This window comes from Rhodococcus sp. OK611 (assembly GCF_003050885.1).
Classification (GTDB): domain Bacteria; phylum Actinomycetota; class Actinomycetes; order Mycobacteriales; family Mycobacteriaceae; genus Rhodococcus_G; species Rhodococcus_G oryzae.
In genome coordinates this window covers 1-18,619 of record NZ_QAOZ01000025.1, presented here as the reverse complement: position 1 = coordinate 18,619, position 18,619 = coordinate 1, and the positions used below count along the sequence as shown (strand labels likewise).

The window sequence follows — 18,619 nt, the reverse complement described above, 5'->3', positions numbered from 1 at the left end:
TTCGCCCAACCGTAGGACCAGATCGGACCCAGACCTCCCGGTGGGTGCGCGCGCCTGGTTCGCCGCAGGGTCCGCGCGGCCCGGCCGCTCAGTCCACCAGATGCCGATCACCGGCACTACCAACCCGTTTCGTCGAGGCATAGGGCGCGAGCACCAACGCATACACCGCCAGGCAGGCGATCGGCCCGACCAGCGGCAGCCAGGCGATCTCGAAGGGCAACAGGAACACCGACACCGCCGCGCCTGCGGTCACGACCGCCACCGCGAGCACCAGTCCCACCTCGGTGACCGCGGTCCCAGGGGTGTGCGCGGCATGAGCGGCCAGCACGAACACCGTCGCCCCGACTCCGGCGAGGCCCGCCTGCACCGGCGTGGGCTCGCCGAGCGCCAACGCGAGCAGCGCGCACTGCACTGCACAGACCACGGCCACCCGGCTCCACCTCGCGGCGAGCACCCCCACGGCGGAGAGCCCGGCCGCGATCAGTGCAGGCGCCTGCGCGTGCGGAACGACGGCGGCGCTCATCGAGAAGCCGGCCCCGAGGGCCATCACGCTCGGTCCGGTGAACCCCGTCATCGCGGCACCACCACCCGCCTGCCCCGACGGCCGATCCCGGCCAGTACACGATCGAGGGACGAATCACCCTGCCAGCCAACGACATCGATCCCCAGGACGCCGAGATCCCGATACATGTTTCGGCGTTCGAGCCGCCACATCCTCGCGACGGTCGGATCGAGCTCGTCCGAGAACGGCGGACCCGCGAGCACGTCCACCACGGCCACGGTGCGGCCCCGCTTGCGGAGGTCGATGAGCGCCAGGGCGAAGTCCGTGTCCAGCAGCGTGGTGAAGGCGACCACCGCGGCGCCGGGCGGCACGGCGGGCCTCGGCACGAGCGTGCCCTCGAGCGGCACGGTGCGCTCCCCGGCCCCGAGCACGGCCTCGACGAGGCGATAGAACTGCCGACGACCGAGATCCGGTGCGAGCCATCGCGATCGGGCTCCGAGCACGACGACCGCGGTGCGGTCACCACGCCGAAGAGCCGCCTGCGCGACCTGACAACCGCCGCGCACCGACCGATCCAGGCTCTCGCTCGCGGGCCCGGGCGCCTGCGGGTGTGCGTCGATCAACACCACGACGTCCGCCGCTCGGTCCGTCCTACGTTCGGTGACGTGCAGGGCACGACGACGCGCACTCACCGGCCAGTTCACCGCTCGCAGTTGGTCGCCGGGGACGTAGGCGCGGATGTCGGCGTACTCCACCCCTGGCCCGTGCCGTGCGGTCGGATGCGCCCCGAACCGATCGGGCAGGTCCGTCGGGGGGATCCCCGGCTGGTTCGGATCCACCAGTGGGAACACATCGACCGTGGCCACCTCGGCCACCGCCACGCCCACCAACAACCCGCCCGCCGCGGTCGCGTCGACCGCCACCCGCGGCCGATATCTCCCCCACCGCCCGGCGGTGATCAGCACGCCCGTGCGCGGATCGCCCGAGCTCGCCGCTTCCTGGTCGATCTCCAGCCCTTCCTGCGGAAGGGCGCGGACACCGCATCCCGGCCACGAGCCGGCCTCCTCCACCGCGACCGCCAGCCGCACCGACTCTCCCTCGAACAGCCGGACCGTCGTGGGCTCGCCGCGCACGGTCACGCGATCGACGGGGCGCGGCAGCAGTGCGCGAGCCGCGAGCGCGCCGAGGATGGGGGCGACGAAGGCCAGCAGCTCCGGCCTGCCGCCGACGAGCGCGACGACCAGAGCGGTGGCCGCGCACGTCGCCAGCGCCGCCGCCGCGGGCGAGGCCCGCCACTCGATCGCGCTCACGTGCTCGCCCTCGGCACCGGCAGCCGGCGCAGGATGTCGGCGACCACCTCCTCCGCGTGGATCCGGCGTACCCACATCTCCGGTCGCAGCGAGATCCGGTGCGCCATCGCGGGCGCGGCCAGCGCCTTGACGTCCTCGGGGATGACGTAGTCCCGACCGCCCAGGAGCGCCCGCGCCCGGGCGAGCTGGACGAGATCGAGCTCGGCCCGCGGGCTCGCGCCGACCTCCACCTGGGGGTGCGAGCGGGTCGCGGCCGCCAGCGAGACCACGTAGCGGAGCACGTCCGGATGCACCGAGACCTGCTCGACGCTGCCGCGCATGGCGTGCAGTTCCTCGGCCGTCACGATCGCCCGGACGGTCACGGTGTCGGCGCCCCGGTCCAGGCGGCGCTGCAGCATCTCCTGCTCGTCCGCGGCGCCGAGGTATCCCACCCGCAGCCGCAGCATGAACCTGTCGAGCTGCGCCTCGGGCAGCGGATAGGTGCCCTCGTACTCGATCGGGTTGTCGGTGGCGAGGACGATGAACGGATCCGGCAGCCTCCGGGTGACGCCGTCGATGCTCACCTGCCCCTCCGCCATCGATTCCAACAGTGCCGCTTGTGTTTTCGGCGGCGTGCGGTTGATCTCGTCGGCGAGGAGGACATTGGTGAACACCGGTCCGGCGCGGAACTCGAACCGTCCCGACTGCATGTCATAGACGGTCGAGCCGAGCAGGTCGGCTGGCAGCAGATCGGGCGTGAACTGGACACGGGTGAACTCCAGACCCAGCGCCGCCGCGAAGGATCGCGCGATCAGCGTCTTGCCCAACCCCGGCAGGTCCTCGATCAGCACGTGCCCACCGGCGAGGACCACCAGCAGCACGGTCGTGATCGCCTCCCGCTTGCCGACCACGGCCCGTTCGACCTCGGCGAGGACCGCCCCGGCTCTGGCCGTGGTGGCCTGCGTCGCGGCGGTCACAGCTGCTCCAGTCGGGTCAGGATGCGCTCGAGTGCGCCGCGCCCGGGGCCGGGCCCATCCGGATCGCCCGCGCGCGCCCCGGCCGGGTCCACCCACCGCCACAGGTCGGCGCCGAACATCGCCGCCCCTGCCGCTTCGATCTCGGCATGACCACGGGGTGCACGCGGTCCGCTCACGTGCACGAACTCGCGGGCGAGCAGTGGTCGCAGGTGCCGGTCCCAGTCCGCGCACGAACCGTCCGCCCAGCTCACCAGCGTCTCCGTGCGCAGCCGCCAGCGACGCAACATCTCCTCCTGGGAGTTCAGTGGCGCGGCGACCTCTCCCGCCGCCGGTGCCGCGTCGACGGTTCGGCGCATCGCGAAGATCACGACGGCGGCCGACGCTCCGACCGCGATCAGCGAGGCCGCAGGCGCCCCCGCCCGCAGCGCGATCGCCTCCAGCGCCGCGACGAGGAGGATCCCGATCACGGCGACGCGACGCATCGCGTCTCCCTCAGCTCGGCCAGGACCGCGCGCAACAATTCCGCCGCGGTACTCCGGTTCTGCTCGGTCATCTCGTGCCCGCTGAACCTGGCCTCCTCGAAGAGCCCGACCAGCGCCGTGGCGCTCTCCCGGTGCAGCACGCCGTGGCGTACCGCACGTGCCAGCACCTCCGACGGGGTGTCGGACGCGAGCGGCGCGGCGTCGGGGGCCGCACCCAGACCGCGTTCCATCGCCAGGTAGCAGGCGATGATGGCCGATCGGGGGTCGGCCCCGGTGTTCGCGACCGCGACGAGGCCCAGTTCCGCTGCGCGCCGCAAGGATTCGGCGGCCGCGCGCCTAGCCGCGGGGACGGCGTCCTCCTCGCGGGCATCGCTCCGATCAGGCAACAGGAGCCGCGCGCGGGCAACGGCCCCGGCCAACAGCAGCGCGGTCAACAGCGGCAACACCAGCAGGACGTCCGGCCAGATCTCGCTGCCCCGCGGCGCCGGTGGCTGTCCGACCGCTGACACAGTCGGATCCGTCGCACCGCCATTCGGATCAGTGGGGGCCGCCCGGTCCCGGTTCGGTGCGAGGGCGAGCGCGGCGACCACCACCAGTCCCGCGAACCCGAACCATGCCGCCCCCTGCCACCACCGGCCGGGCGCCGCGCGATGGCCGATCCACGTCGGCGCCGGCCGCACGGGCCTACGCGAGGGGCCCAGTACCAGCACCGCTACGAGGGCGACCGCGGCCACCAGGACCGCGAGGGCGGCGATGACGAGCATCGCGACCAGCGCGGCCCTTCCGTCAGACCTGGGTGGCGCCGTCGGCTGCTCGATCTCGGGCAGGTAGCCGCGGAGCGCAAGGACGCTCACCACGATCAACGCGATAACCGTGGCAGTGCGACCGACCGCCGTGCCCACCACTCCATCGTCGCACGGCGCCCGCACGGGATCGATGGATGCGCGCAGGTCGATCCGCGATCAGCGAGGCGGGAACACTCCCGCGTGGGCGTCCGCGAGGAGGGTGACGAGCTCCTTGCCCTCGGACTCGTCGAGGACGTCGAATGCCTGGGAGGCGAGTTCGTCGGTGATCTCCTCGGCGCGCGCCCACCTGGCCCGGACGTCCTCGCCCGGCGCCGTGTAGGGCGCGGGCCAGCCGTAGAGGGCGGCCTGGTCCGGCCCGCTGGCCAGCGGCGACCCGGCGATCAGGACGGCGTCCCGTGGGCTGACGCCCTGGCTCTTGACTGCGACGAGGTGGAGCCCGCCGCGCAGCTCGCGCAGGACGTGGGTCAGCTGGAGGACCCGCGCCCGCGGATCTGCGGGCAGTGGCACGGCGCGCCAGCCGGCGAACAGCGGCACGCCCGCGGGATCGGCATTGCCCGCGACCGCATCCATCAGTTCGGCGAGCCGCTCGGCGGCGTCGAACGCGGCGAGCTTGCGGACACCGAACTGCTGCGCGGCGAGCGCGTACCCACGGGCGGCCTCGGCGGCGGGCATCGTCACCGACTCCCAGGCGGCCCGGACGCTGTCGGCGGGGAAGAACCCCGCGGCGGCCGTCACGACGTCGGCGTCGACCTCGCCGAGGACACCGCACCGGCCGCGCATGTACGGGCCGATGAAGCCGTCCACCCCGGTGGTACGGCCGAACTCCTTGGCCTCACGGGAGAACATGAATCCCCCACCGATCTGCTGGATCTGGTCCTTGACCGCGTGTGCGACCGTCATCGATTCCACCTCTCGCCGGGTACCGTCCCAGCGAGGCTATGCCACCCGTCATAGCAGCGGAAGACCGCTTCGTCGACGCGGCGACGACGGTGCGCCCTCCGGCACGACCAATCTGGGCGATATGCCCAATTCCGGTGCGGACACCCGTATCTTTGCGCCGAGACTTCTGCCGGCGACGCGTGCACGTCGCGAGACTTCCAGGAAATGGGGACCAGCGATGAATTCCGGGCTGTCCACTGTCGCACTGCCGCTCGCGTTGGCGATCATCATGTTCGGCCTCGGCCTGTCCCTGACCGTCGGAGACTTCGCCCGCGTGGCCAGGCATCCCAAGGCCGTCGCGATCGCGCTGGCCTGCCAGTTGATCCTGCTGCCCGCGATCGCGTTCGGACTGGTGCTGCTGTTCGGCCTGCCGCCACTGCTGGCGGTGGGGATGATGCTGCTGGCCGCCTCCCCCGGAGGGACAACGGCAAACCTGTTCAGCCACCTGTTCCGCGGCGATGTGGCACTGAACGTCACACTCACGGCGGTGAATTCGGTGATCGCGGTGGTGTCGCTGCCGCTGATCACCAACTTCGCGCTCGGACACTTCGCACCGTCGGACGGCACGGGTTCCCTCGGCCTGCAGTTCTCGAAGGTGGTGCAGATCTTCGCGATCGTGCTGATCCCGGTGGCCGTCGGCGTCTGGGTACGGCGGGCGTGGCCCGCCTTCGCGGACCGGATGGATCGTCCCGTCCGGATCGGCTCGGCCGTGGTCCTGGCCCTGGTCATCGTCGGCACGGTGATCGCCGAGCGGGAGAACGTCACCGGGTACCTGGCGGACGTCGGGCTGATCACGTTGATCTTCTGCATCCTGAGCCTGAGCATCGGCTACGTGCTGCCGCGGAGGCTGGGCATCGCCAGCAAGCAGTCGATCGCCAGCTCGATGGAGATCGGCATCCACAACAGCACGCTCGCGATCACGATCGCGATCAGCCTGCTCGACAGCACCCGCATCGCGGTCCCCGCCGCGGTGTACGGCGTGGTCATGTTCCCGGTCGCGACGGCCTTCGGATGGCTGATCACCCGCGGCCGCGGGGACGAGCAGGGGCCGTCGGCTGCGGCGGGGTCGTCGACCGATCGCGACCTCGACCCCGCCGCCGGCTAGCTCATCCCAGCAGCGCCAATCTACTGCGGGTGCGTGTCAGGTCCGGCCCGCCCGCGACAGGCTCGGGTCCCGGCACCCGCCAATCCGCGCCGACCAGCGTCAGTTCGGTGTCCTGGTCGTGGAGGATGTCGACGACATTGCAGAATCGTTGCACCCCATCGGGACTCGCGTCCGCCATCCGCGGCACGCCGCTCAGCACCCAGCGCGGGTATGCCGCCGCCAGGCTCAGGTAGTCCAGCGTCGAGGTCGGCCGCTCGCACAGGTCCGCGAACTCGAACCAGACGAGATCGCCTGCCGCCGAGAGCGCCGTGATGGCCTGGGTGGTCGGGCGGAGCGTGACGCGATCGCCTGCCGCGGGCCACTGCAGGCCGGCCGCGTCGGAGAGGTACCGCCCCGCACCGAATCGCCGCCCACCGGCCCCCTGCCCGCGGTAGTCGACGGCGCCCGCGACCTCGACGACCTCCATCCGCGCCTTGAGCACCTCGATGGTCGGCACGAACGTGTCGTGGAACAGCGGGTTCGGCATCAGCCCGTCCGGCGGATAGTTCGAGGTGACCACCAGCGTCACCTTGCGCTTGCCCAGCGCCCCGAGCAGCCTGGTCAACAGCGCGCCGTCGCCGACGTCGTGTACGTGGAACTCGTCGAAGAACAGGATCTTGCTGCGCCCGAGCAGCCGGTCCAACGCGCGGTCGATCCCCTCGGTGTGCGCGACCTCGTGCAGTCGGCGGAAGAACTCGTGGAAGTGCACGCGAACGGTCGGAACGCCACTCATGCCATCGTGGAACACGTCCATCAGCCAGGTCTTACCCCTGCCGACCGGGCCCCAGAGGTAGATGCCACGACCGGTCTTGAGGTCCATCGCGGCGAGACGCTCGGCGGCCGCCCGCTGCGCGGGATCGAGCACGAATCCGGCGCCCTGCGCGGCCCGGTCGAACGCATCCACTCGGATCGATTTCATAGCGCGACTCTACAAATGTAGAGTTTCATGGGTCAACGTGATCGGAGCAACATCAATGACGGAAACGACGGACCGACGGGCGCGCATCACCGATGCCGCGCTCGACATCATCGCCACGGACGGCATCCGCGCACTCACCCATCGCGGCATCGACCGGCACCTGGGACTGCCCGCGGGATCTACGTCCTACTACTTCCGGACCAAGCGCGACCTGCTGGTCGCGACGGTCGGACACCTCACCGAGCGGTCACGACGCGCCTTCACCGATTCCCAGCCGGAGCCGCAGGAGCCGAACACGGACATCGCCGAGATCGCCCACGGGATCGCGGTCTACGTCGACGGGTTGCTCGGCGACCGCGCCCGCGACATCCGTGCCCGCTACGCACTCACGCTGGAGATGGTGCACGACACTCAGATTCAGGCCGCGCTGGCCGTGAGCCTGTTCTCCCGGGAGCGGGCGGTCGGGCTCACCCGCCTGCTCGACACGGGCGACCCGGAGCAGGACGCGGCGGACCTGATCGCCCTCCTGGAGGGCATGGTCTTCGACCGGACCGTCGGCGCCAGGGCACTCGAGGGCCCCGTGCCGGGTACCGCCGAGAGCATCGCCGCGCTCACCGCGCCGATCGCAAAGGCGCTGACGCGCCCGTGCGCGGTTGACGAGTCCTAGCACTCGTCAACCGCGCACGGGCGCCGGAGGCGCCTACGCCGTCAGGACCAGCCCGGAGGTCGGCACACCGGTGCCTGCCGTCACGAGGACGTTCTGCACGTCCGGAACCTGGTTCACCGACGTGCCGCGGATCTGGCGGACACCCTCGGCGATGCCGTTCATGCCGTGGATGTAGCCCTCGCCCAGCTGCCCACCGTGGGTGTTCAGCGGCAGCCGTCCGCCCAGCTCGATGGCACCGTCCGCGATGAAGTCCTTGGCCTCGCCGCGGCCGCAGAAGCCGAGCTCCTCGAGCTGCATCAGCACGTACGGGGTGAAGTGGTCGTAGAGCACCGCGGTCTGCATGTCCTGCGGACGCAGCCCCGACTGGGCCCACAGCTGGTCGCCGACCAGCCCCATCTCCGGAAGACCGCTCAGGCCGTCCCGGTAGTAGCTGGTCATGATGTACTGATCGGCCCCGCTGCCCTGCGCCGCGGCGGCGATGATCGCGGGCGTGTTCGGCAGGTCCTTCGCGCGCTCCGGCGAGGTCACGACGATGGCGATGCCGCCGTCGGTCTCCTGGCAGCAGTCCAGCAGGTGCAGCGGCTCGGCGATCCACCGCGAGGCCTGGTGCTCCTCGATCGTGATCGGCTTGCCGTAGAAGAAGGCGTTCGGGTTGGTCGCCGCGTGCTTGCGGTCCGCGACCGCGACCCGTCCGAAGTCCGCACTGGTGGCGCCGTACACGTGCATGTAGCGCTGGGCGATCATCGCGACGAACGACGCCGGGGTGCTCAGCCCGTGCGGGTACGAGAACGCGTTGTCGGTGCCGGAGGAGTTCACCTGCTGCACCAAGGCCGAATTCACCTGTCCGAAGCGCATTCCCGAGCGTTCGTTGAACGCACGGTAGGCGACGACGACGTCCGCGACGCCGGTGGCCACCGCCATCGCGGCCTGCTGGATGGTGGCGCAAGCCGCGCCGCCGCCGTAGTGGATCCGGCTGAAGAACTTCAGATTCGGGATCCCGACCGAACGCGCAACGGCCACTTCGGTGTTGGTGTCCATGGTGAACGAGGTCAGGCCGTCCACGTCGGACGGCTTCAGGCCCGCGTCATCGAGCGCGGCCTGGACCGCCTCGGCGGCGAGACGCAGCTCGCTGCGCCCCGAGTCCTTGGAGAAATCGGTGGCACCGATGCCGACGATGGCGGCCTTGCCGGACAGCTCACTCATGCCGTCACTCCGTCCATGACGAGGGTGACCGTCGACTTGATGTGGTCACCGAGACTGTCCTTGCCGACGATGTCGAGGGTGACGAGGCCGTCCTCGACCGAGGAGACGGCACCGGTCAGGGTCAGCGTGTCGTAGGCGTACCAGGGCACACCGAGACGCAGCTTGATCGACTTGATGACCGCACGCGGACCGGCCCAGTCGGTGACGTACCGCTGCACCAGCCCGGTGTCGGTGAGGATGTTGACGAAGATGTCCTTCGATCCGCGCTGCTGCGCCTTGTCCCGATCGTGGTGAACATCCTGGAAGTCCCTGGTGGCCAACGCCGTCGACACGATGAACGTCGGATCGCCGTGGATGGACAGGGCGGGCAGGGTCTCCCCCACCGTCGCTGTCAGGGTCGAGCTCATCACTGCTCCTTCACGGGACGCCACGCGTACAGCGTCCACGGCTGTTGTCCGGTCTCGTCGTCGCCCGGCAGGTCGAGGAACTCCACCTGCACCGGCATCCCGATCGCGACCTCGCTCGGATCGACGCCGCGGAGCTCGCCGAGCATCCGCACGCCCTCCGCGAGTTCCACGAGCGCGACGACGAACGGCAGCGAACGACCCGGCACCTTCGGCGCGTGGTGCACGACGTAGCTGAAGACGGTGCCGAGCCCGGAGGCCACGACGTAGTCCGTGCGCTCCGACTTGTCCTTCCAGATCGCCGGCACCGGCGGATGCTGCAGCGAACCGTCCTGGCGCTGCTGGAGACGCAGCTCGTGCGCCGCGACGCCCTCCCAGAAGAACTCGGTGTCGCGCGACTGCGAGGGACGCAGCATCCGGGTCGGGTCGAGATCGTCGAGCGACTCGCCCAGGCTCGACGACGCGACTCCCGCGGGAGCGGGCGCCTCCTTCGCCGGGGGCGCGAACTTCAGGATCCGGAAGAGCATCTCGGCGACGACCTCGTCGCCGACCTTCCAGAAGTTCCGGGTGGTGAAGAACCAGCCCTCGCCCAGACCCGTCTTCTTCGGGCCCACAACGTCTTCGAGGACCGACTCGATGGTCACCTCTTCGCCCGGGCGGACATAGCGGTGGTACGTCTGGTCGCAGTTCGTCGCGACCACCGACGTGTACCCGGCCTCGTCGAGGATCTCCGTCATCCGGCCGAGCGGATCGTCCTCCTCGCGCACGGCACCCAGACCGCGCATCGTCCAGACCTGCGCCATGGCGGGCGGGGCGACGATGCCGCCGTGGCCCGCCGCGACCGCGGCGTCCTCGTCGACGTAGATGGGGTTCTCGTCACCGATCGCCTCGACCCAGTTGCGGATCATCGGCATGTTGATCGGGTCGCGGCCGGCGCGGGCCTTGCTGGCGCCGCCAGCCCGCACCCGCTCGGCCGCCGCGAGGATCGATGCTTCCTTGTCGCTCATAGACCCGTCGTTCACTGAAACCTCCGCCGCGGTCATCGGGGCACCTTCGGCAGGCCGAGGCCGGCCATCGCGATGAGCTCGCGCATGACCTCGTTGACGCCGCCGCCGAAGGTGATCACCACGTTCCGCTTGACCTGCACGTCGAGCCAGCGCATCAGCTTCGCGGTCTCCGGGTCACCCGGGTCGCCGTGCGCGCCGATGATCTCGTCCGCGATCCGGCCGACACGCTGGATGCGCTCGGTCGCAAAGACCTTCGTCGCCGACGCGTCCGCGATGTCCACGTCGCCGGTCGCCGCAGCAACCTGCCAGTTGAGGAGCTCGTTGAGCCGGTAGGTCGCATGGATCTCGCCGAGGCCGCGCTGCACGTCGGGTTCGGAGAGCAGGTCCCGCTTGGCCGCCCACTCGTGCACCTTCTCGTACAGGCCCGCGACACGGCCGGCCGGTCCGAGCATGACGCGCTCGTGGTTCAGCTGGGTGGTGATCAGGCGCCAGCCCTTGTTCTCCTCCCCGACCAGCATGCTCGCGGGCACGCGGACGTCGGAGTAGTAGGTGGCGTTGACGTGGTGGGCTCCGTCGGCGGTGATGATCGGGGTCCACGTGAAACCGGGATCCTTGGTGTCCACGATGAGGATCGAGATGCCGCGGTGGCGCGAGTCCGCGTCGCCGGTGCGCACGGCGAGCCAGATGTAGTCGGCGTCGTGGCCACCGGTGGTGAAGATCTTCTGGCCGTTCACGATGTACTCATCGCCGTCGCGCACCGCCGTGGTGCGCAGCGCGGCCAGGTCGGTGCCCGCCTCCGGCTCGGAGTAGCCGATCGCGAAGTGCACCTCGCCCGCGAGGATCGAGGGCAGGAACTTGCGCTTCTGCTCCTCGGTTCCGTAGGTCTGCAGCGTCGGGCCGACGGTCTGCAGGGTGACCGACGGCAGCGGAACATCCGCCCGCACAGCCTCGTTGACGAAGATCTGCTGTTCGATCTCGCCGAAGCCACGGCCGCCGAACTCCACCGGCCAGCCGACGCCGAGCCAGCCGTCCTTGCCCATCCGGCGAATGACCTCACGGTAAGTGGGGCCGTGCCGCTCGGTGAGCATGATCTCGGCCTCCTCCGGAGAGATCAGGCCTGCGAAGTAACGGCGCAGTTCCGCCTGCAGCTCACGCTGTTCGGGTGTCAGATCGATGAACACCGGGCCCCCACGAGGTCGAGTCGAGATGAGGCGCCGCCGACGAGGCGGGCCAGGTCTTTGGCAATGGAGAAGTAGCGGTGCATCGGGTAGGTCACGTCCACACCCAACCCGCCGTGCAGGTGGTGCAGGGTGCGCATCGCGGCGGGCACCTCTGCCGCGATCCAGTAGGCCAGCACCTCGAGGTCGTCATCCGCCTCGAGGCCCTCGGCCACCCGCCAGCCCGACGCCAGCGCCGAGACGTGCAGGGTCCGTGACGTCACGTAGACGTCGGCGATCTGCTGGGCCACGGCCTGGAAGGTCGCCAGGGGCTTGCCGAACTGCTCACGGGTGCGCAGGTGCTCGGCGGTCAGCGTGGTGGCGCCTGCGAGCAGTCCGTCGGTGTAGGCACCGATGCTCGCGAGCGCGATCCGGTACAGGGTGGCGTTGTCGCCTCCCAGCACCTCCGCCGCGGGGACCCGTACGCCGTCGAGCCGCACTGAGAACTCCGGGCTGCCCGAGGACGAGGAGATCTTGGCCAGCGTGACGCCGGGGGCGTCGGGCGAGATGAGCACGACGCCCGCGTCGGTCGGCACCAGGATCCGGTAGGCGAGGTCGGCGAACGGAACGGCGACCTTCAGGCCGTTGACGACGACACCGTCACCGTCGGCGACCGCGGTGGTCGACGGCGACGCCGCAAACGCCGCGCCCGGCTCGTTCAGAGCCGCGGTGAGGACCCGTCCGGTCGCCACCTCGGCGAGGATCGCGTCCTGCTGTTCCTGCGTCCCCAGCGCGAGCACCGGGAGCAGGCCGAAGCCGAGGGTGGCCAGTGCAGGCACCGGCGCGGCGCCCCGGCCGGTCTCGGTGAGCAGCGGCAACACCTCGGGCAGGCCGAGCCCGGCGCCGCCGAGCCGCTCCGGCACCGCGAGCGAGAGCAGGTCGGCCTTCGCCATCGCCTCCCACAACGCTGGGTTGAAGCCGCTGGTATCGGCGGGATCGGAGACCTCGCGGGCCAACAGCCCCACGACGATCTCCGCCACCGTTTCTTGTGTCTGATCCAGAGAGAAATCCACGCTGAACAATCCCGCCTACGAGTTAGAACTTGTTCTAGTTGTATCAGCTCCCCGGCACGGGGACAACGGTTCGGGCCCGGCACGGGAGCAACGCTTCGCCCCCGCGCCGGGCACTTCCTGCCGCAGCTAGTCCCGCGGCAGCCCGAGGATCCGTTCCGCGGCCACCGTCAGCAGGATCTGCTCGGTGCCGCCTGCGATCGAGAGGCACCGGGTGTTCAGGAACTCCCGGGACAGCGGGCCCTCGACGGCGCCGCCCGGCCCGGACAGCTCCAGCGCGAACTCCGCGACCGCCTGGCGGTGCCGGACACCGACCAGCTTGCGCACGCTCGACTCGGGCCCGGGGTCCTGTCCGTCGAGCTGACGCAGGGTGGTGCGGTGCTCGAGCAGCGAGCCGACCATGGCCTCGCCGATCAGGAATCCGACCCGGTCCTCGGTCACGGCGTTCGGGCCGCCGCGCTCGGCCAGCTCGAGCAGTTCCTCCATCGCCTTGCCCAGCGAGGAGCCGCCGCTCATCGCGACGCGCTCGTTGGCCAGCGTGGTGCGGGCCAGCTTCCACCCGCCGTTGACCTGCCCGACCACGCCGTCGTCGGGCACGAACACGTTCTCGAAGAACACCTCGTTGAACAGTTCGTCGCCGGTGATCTCGCGCAGCGGCGAGACCCGGATCCCCGCGGTGCGCATGTCCACCAGGAAGTAGGTGATGCCCTTGTGCTTGGGCACATCCTTGTCGGTGCGAGCCAGGCAGATGCCCCAATCCGCCTCGCGGGCCAGGGAGTTCCACACCTTCTGACCGTTGAGGACCCAGCCCCCGTCGACCTTCTCGGCGGTCATGCGCAGTGCCGCGAGGTCGGAGCCTGCACCCGGCTCGGAGAACAGCTGGCACCAGATCAGATCCCCGCGCAGCGTGGGCATCGCGAACCGCTCGATCTGCTCGGCCGTGCCGTGCTCGAGGATCGTCGGCACCGCCCACCACCCGATGACCAGGTTCGGCGTCTCCAGTCCGGCGCGCACCAGCTCCTCGCCGATCAGGATCTGCTCGGCCGCCTTCGCGGACTTTCCGTACGGCGCCGGCCAGTGCGGAGCCAGGTACCCGGACTCGGCGAACGCGGCGCGACGCTCCTCCTCGGGCAACGCGACGATCGCCTCGATCTCGGCGCGCACCTCGGGACGCGAGGCCTCGAGGTCACCCAGATCGACGGTCAGGTGCCTGCGCTCGCCCGCCTGGGTGAGCTCCGCCACCCGGGCCCGCCAGTACGCGCCGCCGCCGAGCAGCTGCCGCAGCGAGAGGACCCGTCGCAGGTAGAAGTGCGCGTCGTGCTCCCAGGTGAAGCCGATACCGCCGAGCACCTGGATGCAGTCCTTGGCGGTGTCCACGGCCGCATCGAGGGCGACCGACGCGGCGACCGCGGCCGCGATGGGCAGTTCGGCGTCCGATTCCGCCGCGACCGCGGCATCCCAGGCCACGGCCCGGGTCTGCTCCACGCGGCAGAGCATCTCGGCACACAGGTGCTTGATGGCCTGGAACGAGCCGATCGGCTTGCCGAACTGCTCGCGGATCTTCGCGTACTCGACGGCGGTCCGCAGGCACCAGCCCGCCACACCCGCCGCCTCCGCGGCGACCAGGGTCGCGGCCAGATCCCTGACCAGTCCGGGGCGCAGCCCGACGACGATCCGGTCCGCACTCACCCGGACACCCGCACAGGACACCCGGCCCAGCGGGGTGCTCAAGTCGACGTTCTCCAACGCCTCGACGGTCAGTCCGTCCGCCTCGGCGTCGACGAGGCACCACACAGTGTCGTCGCCACGCGAGGCCTCGAGCAGCACGCCGACACCGGGCGCGCCGCCGAGCGCGAGCCCGGCCTCACCGCTGAGGACCAGGCCGCCGTCGCCGTCCGCCTCGGCCGTCACGACGCCGTCGACCACGACGCCGACCGGCAGGTTGCCCTCGGCCAGTTCGGGGCCCCACTGCTTGGCCGCGGCCTCGCCGCTGCGGCCGACGACCAGCGCCGCGAGCGCGGTCGAGAGAACAGGACCCGCGGCCAGCGAGGCGGCCGCCTGCTCGAGCATCACCGCGAGGTCGACGATCTCGCCGTCGGCGCCGCCGACCTCCTCGGCCTGCGCGACCGAGAACAGGCCGAGGTCCGAGATGGCGGACCAGTGCGACCGCCACGAATCGGCCGGCCCCTGCCGTAGCGTCTCGATCGGGTTCGTCGCGCGGGCCCAGGCCTGAATCGATTCCTGGACGGCACGCTGCTCGTCTGTCGTGGCGATTGTCACAAGGGAGGCCAACCTTTCATTACTGACAAATTTGTCTAGAACGTGTTCTAATATGTGGGCTGGGCAAGAGTCAAGACCTGGCACGAACTGCACGAACTCAACTACTCGCCGATATCAAGGAATCTGTGGATGACCTCCTCATCTCGAACCCGTTCCGCGGCTAAGACCGCCTCGACCAACGGGGCCGTCTCGACGCTGACCGACGAGGATCTCAGTTCCAACGCGCAGCGCGAGCGTCGCAAGCGGATCCTCGATGCCACCCTGGCCCTCGCGTCCAAGGGCGGCTACGAGGCCGTGCAGATGCGCGCCGTCGCCGAGCGTGCCGATGTCGCGGTGGGAACCCTGTACCGGTACTTCCCGTCGAAGGTCCACCTCCTGGTGTCCTCGCTCGCCCGCGAGTTCGAGAAGATCGACTCCCGCAAGAAGTTGCCGCCCGGCGACACCCCGATCGAGCGCATGCACCTGATCCTCGGCCAGATCACCCGGGCGATGCAGCGCGATCCGCTGCTCACCGAGGCCATGACCCGAGCCTTCATGTTCGCCGACGCCTCCGCGGCCGCCGAGGTCGATCAGGTCGGCAAGCTGATGGACTCGCTGTTCGCCCGCGCGATGAGCGACGGCGAGCCGAGCGAGGAGCAGCTCGCGATCGCTCGCGTCATCTCCGATGTGTGGCTCTCGAACCTCGTCGCCTGGCTCACCCGTCGCTCCTCCGCGACGGACGTCGCCAAGCGCCTGGAACTGACCGTCGAACTCCTTCTCGGCGGCGGTTACAAGGATCCGGGCATCGCGTAAGTAGACTTTGCGCAGTGAGTGCGCAAGACCTACCCGTCGAGCTTCGCAGGCGTCTCGTATCAGTCGCGAGAACGCCTCGGCTCCTCGTGGCGTCGGACTATGACGGCACGATGGCGCCCATCGTCTCCGACCCCGCGAAAGCCTTCCCGCACGCTGAGTCCGTGCGGGCCCTCCGGGCGTTGGCGAGCCTGCCCGCCACCACATCGGCGGTGATCTCGGGCCGTGCGCTCCGGGACCTGGCGATGCTGTCCCGACTCCCGGTCGAGGTGCAGTTGGTCGGCAGCCACGGCTCCGAGTTCGACGTCGGCTTCGTGCGCGAGATCGACGACGACGCCAAGCGATTGCTTCGGGAGGTCACCGAGGAGCTACAGGCCGTCGCCGCCGCGGGCCCGGGCGTCACCGTCGAGACCAAGCCTGCCAGCACAGCCCTGCACGTGCGCAATGCCGCCCCCGAGATCGCCGAGGCGGCGTTGTCGCGTGTCCGGGGTGGTGCCGCCACCTGGAACGGCGTACAGGTCACCGAGGGCAAGGCCGTGATCGAACTCGCGGTGATCACCACAGACAAGGGCGAGGCGCTCGACATCCTGCGGCACCGCGAGGGCGCCTCCGCCACCGTGTTCTTCGGCGACGACATCACCGACGAGAAGGCGTTCAGCCGGCTCCAAGGACCGGATCTCGGCGTGAAGGTGGGCCCCGGCGAATCGCTCGCCGAGTTCCGGGTGTCGAGCACCGAGGACGTCTCCGCCGCGCTGGCGTTCCTGCTCGAGGAGCGGCGCACCTGGCTCCACGGCGAAAGCGCCACCCCGATCGAGCGTCTCAGCATGCTGGCGAACCCCAGGACGGTCGCGCTGCTGACCCCCGACGCCACCCTGACCTGGCTCTGCCATCCGGAGCCCGATTCCGCCGCGGTGTTCGCGCACCTGCTCGGCGGCGTCGGCGCCGGCCACTTCACGGTCGGGCCCCTGCGAGAGGCGCTGCCGCTCAGCCAGCGGTATGTCGACGGCACCATGACCGTCGAGACCCGTTGGGCGAGCCTGCAGGTCACCGACTACCTACCCCACGACGTCGAGCAGGGCCGCACCGACCTCACCCGCGTGATCACGGGTCAGGCCAAGGCCGTGGTGACCTTCGCGCCGCGTCCCGAGTTCGGACAGGTGCAGGTGCACCTCGAGCAGGAGGCCGAAGGCCTGCGGGTGTACGGAACCAGCGATCCGCTCGTACTGCGCTCCCCCGGCATCGAGTGGGAGATCACCAGCGACGGTGTCCAGCAGAGCGCGCGTGCCGTCATCGACCCCGCGCAGGGACCGATCGTCCTCGAACTGCGCTGCGGCACCACGGAACTCGGACCGACCTCCGTGCCGGAGTCGGAGCGCCGGTCGCTGGCCGAGTCGTATTGGAGCGACTGGGCCGACGGCCTGACCCTGCCCGCCCGCAAGCGCGGGCTGATGAAGCGCTCCGCCCTGACGCTGCGGGGCCTCGTGCACGCAGACTCGGGCTCGATCCTGGCCGCGGCCACCACCTCGCTGCCCGAGGAGATCGGTGGCGTCCGCAACTGGGACTACCGCTACTGCTGGCTCCGGGACGCGTCGCTGACCGCGTCCGCGCTCGTCTCGCTCGGCTCGCTCGGCGAGGCCGAGGACTTCCTGGAGTGGGTGCACGGGGTGCTCGAGACGCTGCCCGGTCCCGAGCGCCTGCATCCGCTGTACACGATCTACGGCGCCAACCTGCCGCCGGAGGCGGTGCTCGACTCCCTCCCCGGTTACTCGGGCTCACGGCCGGTCCGAGTCGGCAACGCCGCGAACTCACAGGTGCAGCTCGACGTCTTCGGTCCCATCGTCGACCTGATCTCGCACCTCGCCGAGGCTCGCGAGAAGGCAGGACTGACCGAGGTACTCACCGACGCCGATTGGAACCTGGTGCAGGCCATGGTCTCCGCGGTCGAGCGCCGCTGGGACGAACCGGACAACGGCATCTGGGAGATCCGCGGTAACCCGCGCCACCACGTGTACTCGAAGGTCATGTGCTGGGTCACCGTCGACAGGGCCCTGACCCTGGCCGAGCGTTTCGGCCGGCAGTCCGGCCCCGGATGGACGGCGCTACGGGCCGAGATCGCCGACGAGGTCAAGGATCGCGGTTGGAGCGATCGTGCGCTCTCGTACACCGCTGCCTACGACGGCACCGATCTGGACGCGGCGACGCTGCACATCGGGCTCTCCGGGCTCATCGACCCGACCGATCCGCGGTTCATCGCGACGGTCAGGGCCACCGAGGCGGAGCTGCGCAGCGGCTCGACCGTGTACCGGTACCACCACGACGACGGCCTACCCGGCGGCGAGGGTGGATTCCACCTGTGCGCGGCCTGGTTGATCGAGGCCTACCTGCTGATCGGGGAGCGCTCGGACGCCGAGGCCCTGTTCGCGCAACTGGTCGATGCGGCGGGCCCGACCGGACTGCTCGCCGAGGAGTACGACCCGGTGGCCGAGCGTTCGCTCGGCAATCACCCGCAGGCGTACAGCCATCTCGGCCTGCTGCGCTGCGCGCACCTGCTGAGCTGATCCCACAGTACTGAGACACCCGGCCGTCGACTCGACGGCCGGGTTTTCTCGTCGAGTGTGCAGTTTGGGGTACCTCCCTGCACGAAGTGCTTGGGGGACGGGGCATCGCCCGAGAAGACGCGCCGGTAAGTGCACACTCGGCCGGCCCGGTGCTGGTGTCGAGTGTGCAGTTGTCGGGGCATCGGCCGAGTAGGTATGTCGGTAGGTGCACACTCGGCGAGTGGCCGGGGTGTGGTGGCCGGCGGGGCGTGTGTGTGTTCCTGCCCCGGATATGCGAAATGCCTCGCATCGCAGTCTCTTTCGAGTCTGTGATGCGAGGCATTCGCAATTTATGTTCGGCGGTGTCCTACTCTCCCACACCCTGTCGAGTGCAGTACCATCGGCGCTGGAGGGCTTAGCTTCCGGGTTCGGAATGGGTCCGGGCGT

At 70.2% G+C, this 18,619-nt stretch carries 17 protein-coding genes and 1 rRNA gene; 4 read left to right on the top strand and 14 right to left on the bottom strand.

Translation table 11 applies throughout. The annotated features are described in order from the left end of the window. Positions 1 to 88: 88 nt before the first annotated feature. The 6 genes from C8K38_RS26965 to C8K38_RS25725 all read right to left on the bottom strand — a co-directional run bounded on the left by C8K38_RS26965 (position 89) and on the right by C8K38_RS25725 (position 4,956). Positions 89 to 574: a hypothetical protein gene (locus C8K38_RS26965; RefSeq protein WP_143548534.1), complete on the bottom strand. Its 486-nt coding sequence runs from the start codon at positions 572 to 574 to the stop codon at positions 89 to 91. Further along, on the bottom strand, positions 571 to 1,812 hold the full coding sequence (locus C8K38_RS25745; RefSeq protein WP_097214270.1) for a DUF58 domain-containing protein: 1,242 nt from the start codon (positions 1,810 to 1,812) through the stop codon (positions 571 to 573). Before C8K38_RS25745 ends, C8K38_RS26965 begins: the two co-directional genes overlap by 4 nt. Next, a complete protein-coding gene (locus C8K38_RS25740; protein WP_097214269.1) occupies positions 1,809 to 2,768 on the bottom strand; it encodes an AAA family ATPase in 960 nt (319 codons plus the stop codon). Before C8K38_RS25740 ends, C8K38_RS25745 begins: the two co-directional genes overlap by 4 nt. Further along, on the bottom strand, positions 2,765 to 3,250 hold the full coding sequence (locus C8K38_RS25735; RefSeq protein ID WP_097214268.1) for a hypothetical protein: 486 nt from the start codon (positions 3,248 to 3,250) through the stop codon (positions 2,765 to 2,767). Before C8K38_RS25735 ends, C8K38_RS25740 begins: the two co-directional genes overlap by 4 nt. Further along, a complete protein-coding gene (locus C8K38_RS25730; RefSeq protein WP_143548533.1) occupies positions 3,232 to 4,107 on the bottom strand; it encodes a DUF4129 domain-containing protein in 876 nt (291 codons plus the stop codon). The genes C8K38_RS25735 and C8K38_RS25730 overlap by 19 nt, the downstream gene beginning before the upstream one ends. 105 nt (positions 4,108 to 4,212) lie before the next feature. Beyond that, entirely contained in the window at positions 4,213 to 4,956 is a 744-nt protein-coding gene (locus C8K38_RS25725) for an SCO6745 family protein (protein ID WP_097214309.1), read from the bottom strand. A gap of 217 nt (positions 4,957 to 5,173) precedes the next feature. Here C8K38_RS25725 and C8K38_RS25720 point away from each other — a divergent pair, with 217 nt between their 5' ends. Next, a complete protein-coding gene (locus tag C8K38_RS25720) occupies positions 5,174 to 6,100 on the top strand; it encodes a bile acid:sodium symporter family protein (RefSeq protein WP_097214266.1) in 927 nt (308 codons plus the stop codon). 1 nt (position 6,101) lies between these two features. On the opposite strand, the gene zapE is transcribed toward C8K38_RS25720, so the two are convergent. After that, positions 6,102 to 7,058 (bottom strand): cell division protein ZapE, encoded by a 957-nt coding sequence (zapE, locus tag C8K38_RS25715; protein ID WP_097214265.1) that lies wholly within the window; start codon positions 7,056 to 7,058, stop codon positions 6,102 to 6,104. Positions 7,059 to 7,113: 55 nt separating this feature from the next. Here zapE and C8K38_RS25710 point away from each other — a divergent pair, with 55 nt between their 5' ends. Continuing rightward, positions 7,114 to 7,725: a TetR/AcrR family transcriptional regulator gene (locus C8K38_RS25710; RefSeq protein WP_097214264.1), complete on the top strand. Its 612-nt coding sequence runs from the start codon at positions 7,114 to 7,116 to the stop codon at positions 7,723 to 7,725. 33 nt (positions 7,726 to 7,758) lie between these two features. Here C8K38_RS25710 and C8K38_RS25705 read toward each other — a convergent pair whose 3' ends face one another. The 6 genes from C8K38_RS25705 to C8K38_RS25680 all read right to left on the bottom strand — a co-directional run bounded on the left by C8K38_RS25705 (position 7,759) and on the right by C8K38_RS25680 (position 14,846). Beyond that, positions 7,759 to 8,928 (bottom strand): lipid-transfer protein, encoded by a 1,170-nt coding sequence (locus tag C8K38_RS25705; RefSeq protein ID WP_077042935.1) that lies wholly within the window; start codon positions 8,926 to 8,928, stop codon positions 7,759 to 7,761. Next, the gene (locus C8K38_RS25700; protein ID WP_097214263.1) at positions 8,925 to 9,335 is read right to left on the bottom strand and encodes a MaoC family dehydratase; all 411 of its coding nucleotides are present in this window, start codon (positions 9,333 to 9,335) and stop codon (positions 8,925 to 8,927) included. The genes C8K38_RS25705 and C8K38_RS25700 overlap by 4 nt, the downstream gene beginning before the upstream one ends. Further along, complete coding sequence (locus tag C8K38_RS25695; RefSeq protein WP_097214262.1) at positions 9,335 to 10,339, bottom strand: bifunctional MaoC family dehydratase N-terminal/OB-fold nucleic acid binding domain-containing protein; 1,005 nt, start codon at positions 10,337 to 10,339, stop codon at positions 9,335 to 9,337. The genes C8K38_RS25700 and C8K38_RS25695 overlap by 1 nt, the downstream gene beginning before the upstream one ends. A 32-nt stretch (positions 10,340 to 10,371) precedes the next feature. Continuing rightward, positions 10,372 to 11,520, bottom strand: coding sequence for an acyl-CoA dehydrogenase family protein (locus tag C8K38_RS25690; protein ID WP_077042938.1), 1,149 nt, complete (start codon positions 11,518 to 11,520; stop codon positions 10,372 to 10,374). Next, complete coding sequence (locus C8K38_RS25685) at positions 11,505 to 12,569, bottom strand: acyl-CoA dehydrogenase family protein (RefSeq protein WP_097214308.1); 1,065 nt, start codon at positions 12,567 to 12,569, stop codon at positions 11,505 to 11,507. The genes C8K38_RS25690 and C8K38_RS25685 overlap by 16 nt, the downstream gene beginning before the upstream one ends. 126 nt (positions 12,570 to 12,695) lie before the next feature. Further along, positions 12,696 to 14,846, bottom strand: coding sequence for an acyl-CoA dehydrogenase (locus C8K38_RS25680; protein WP_097214261.1), 2,151 nt, complete (start codon positions 14,844 to 14,846; stop codon positions 12,696 to 12,698). A gap of 129 nt (positions 14,847 to 14,975) precedes the next feature. Here C8K38_RS25680 and kstR point away from each other — a divergent pair, with 129 nt between their 5' ends. Together kstR and otsB are read left to right on the top strand one after the other, a co-directional pair. Further along, a complete protein-coding gene (gene kstR / locus C8K38_RS25675; protein ID WP_097214260.1) occupies positions 14,976 to 15,638 on the top strand; it encodes a cholesterol catabolism transcriptional regulator KstR in 663 nt (220 codons plus the stop codon). Positions 15,639 to 15,652: 14 nt separating this feature from the next. After that, entirely contained in the window at positions 15,653 to 18,193 is a 2,541-nt protein-coding gene (gene otsB / locus C8K38_RS25670) for a trehalose-phosphatase (protein WP_097214259.1), read from the top strand. 333 nt (positions 18,194 to 18,526) lie between these two features. Here the strand turns inward: otsB and rrf are convergent. Then, a 5S ribosomal RNA gene (rrf, locus tag C8K38_RS25665) occupies positions 18,527 to 18,619 on the bottom strand; the annotation flags it as partial.

Bases quoted from the DNA above. Each gene is read 5' to 3' on its own strand.
- C8K38_RS25710 (WP_097214264.1), top strand. From the start codon at position 7,114: ATGACGGAAACGACGGACCGACGGGCGCGCATCACCGATGCCGCGCTC.
- C8K38_RS25735 (WP_097214268.1), bottom strand. From the start codon at position 3,250: ATGCGTCGCGTCGCCGTGATCGGGATCCTCCTCGTCGCGGCGCTGGAG.
- kstR (WP_097214260.1), top strand. From the start codon at position 14,976: ATGACCTCCTCATCTCGAACCCGTTCCGCGGCTAAGACCGCCTCGACC.
- C8K38_RS26965 (WP_143548534.1), bottom strand. From the start codon at position 574: ATGACGGGGTTCACCGGACCGAGCGTGATGGCCCTCGGGGCCGGCTTC.
- C8K38_RS25725 (WP_097214309.1), bottom strand. From the start codon at position 4,956: ATGACGGTCGCACACGCGGTCAAGGACCAGATCCAGCAGATCGGTGGG.
- zapE (WP_097214265.1), bottom strand. From the start codon at position 7,058: ATGAAATCGATCCGAGTGGATGCGTTCGACCGGGCCGCGCAGGGCGCC.
- C8K38_RS25695 (WP_097214262.1), bottom strand. From the start codon at position 10,339: ATGAGCGACAAGGAAGCATCGATCCTCGCGGCGGCCGAGCGGGTGCGG.
- C8K38_RS25720 (WP_097214266.1), top strand. From the start codon at position 5,174: ATGAATTCCGGGCTGTCCACTGTCGCACTGCCGCTCGCGTTGGCGATC.
- C8K38_RS25700 (WP_097214263.1), bottom strand. From the start codon at position 9,335: ATGAGCTCGACCCTGACAGCGACGGTGGGGGAGACCCTGCCCGCCCTG.
- C8K38_RS25705 (WP_077042935.1), bottom strand. From the start codon at position 8,928: ATGAGTGAGCTGTCCGGCAAGGCCGCCATCGTCGGCATCGGTGCCACC.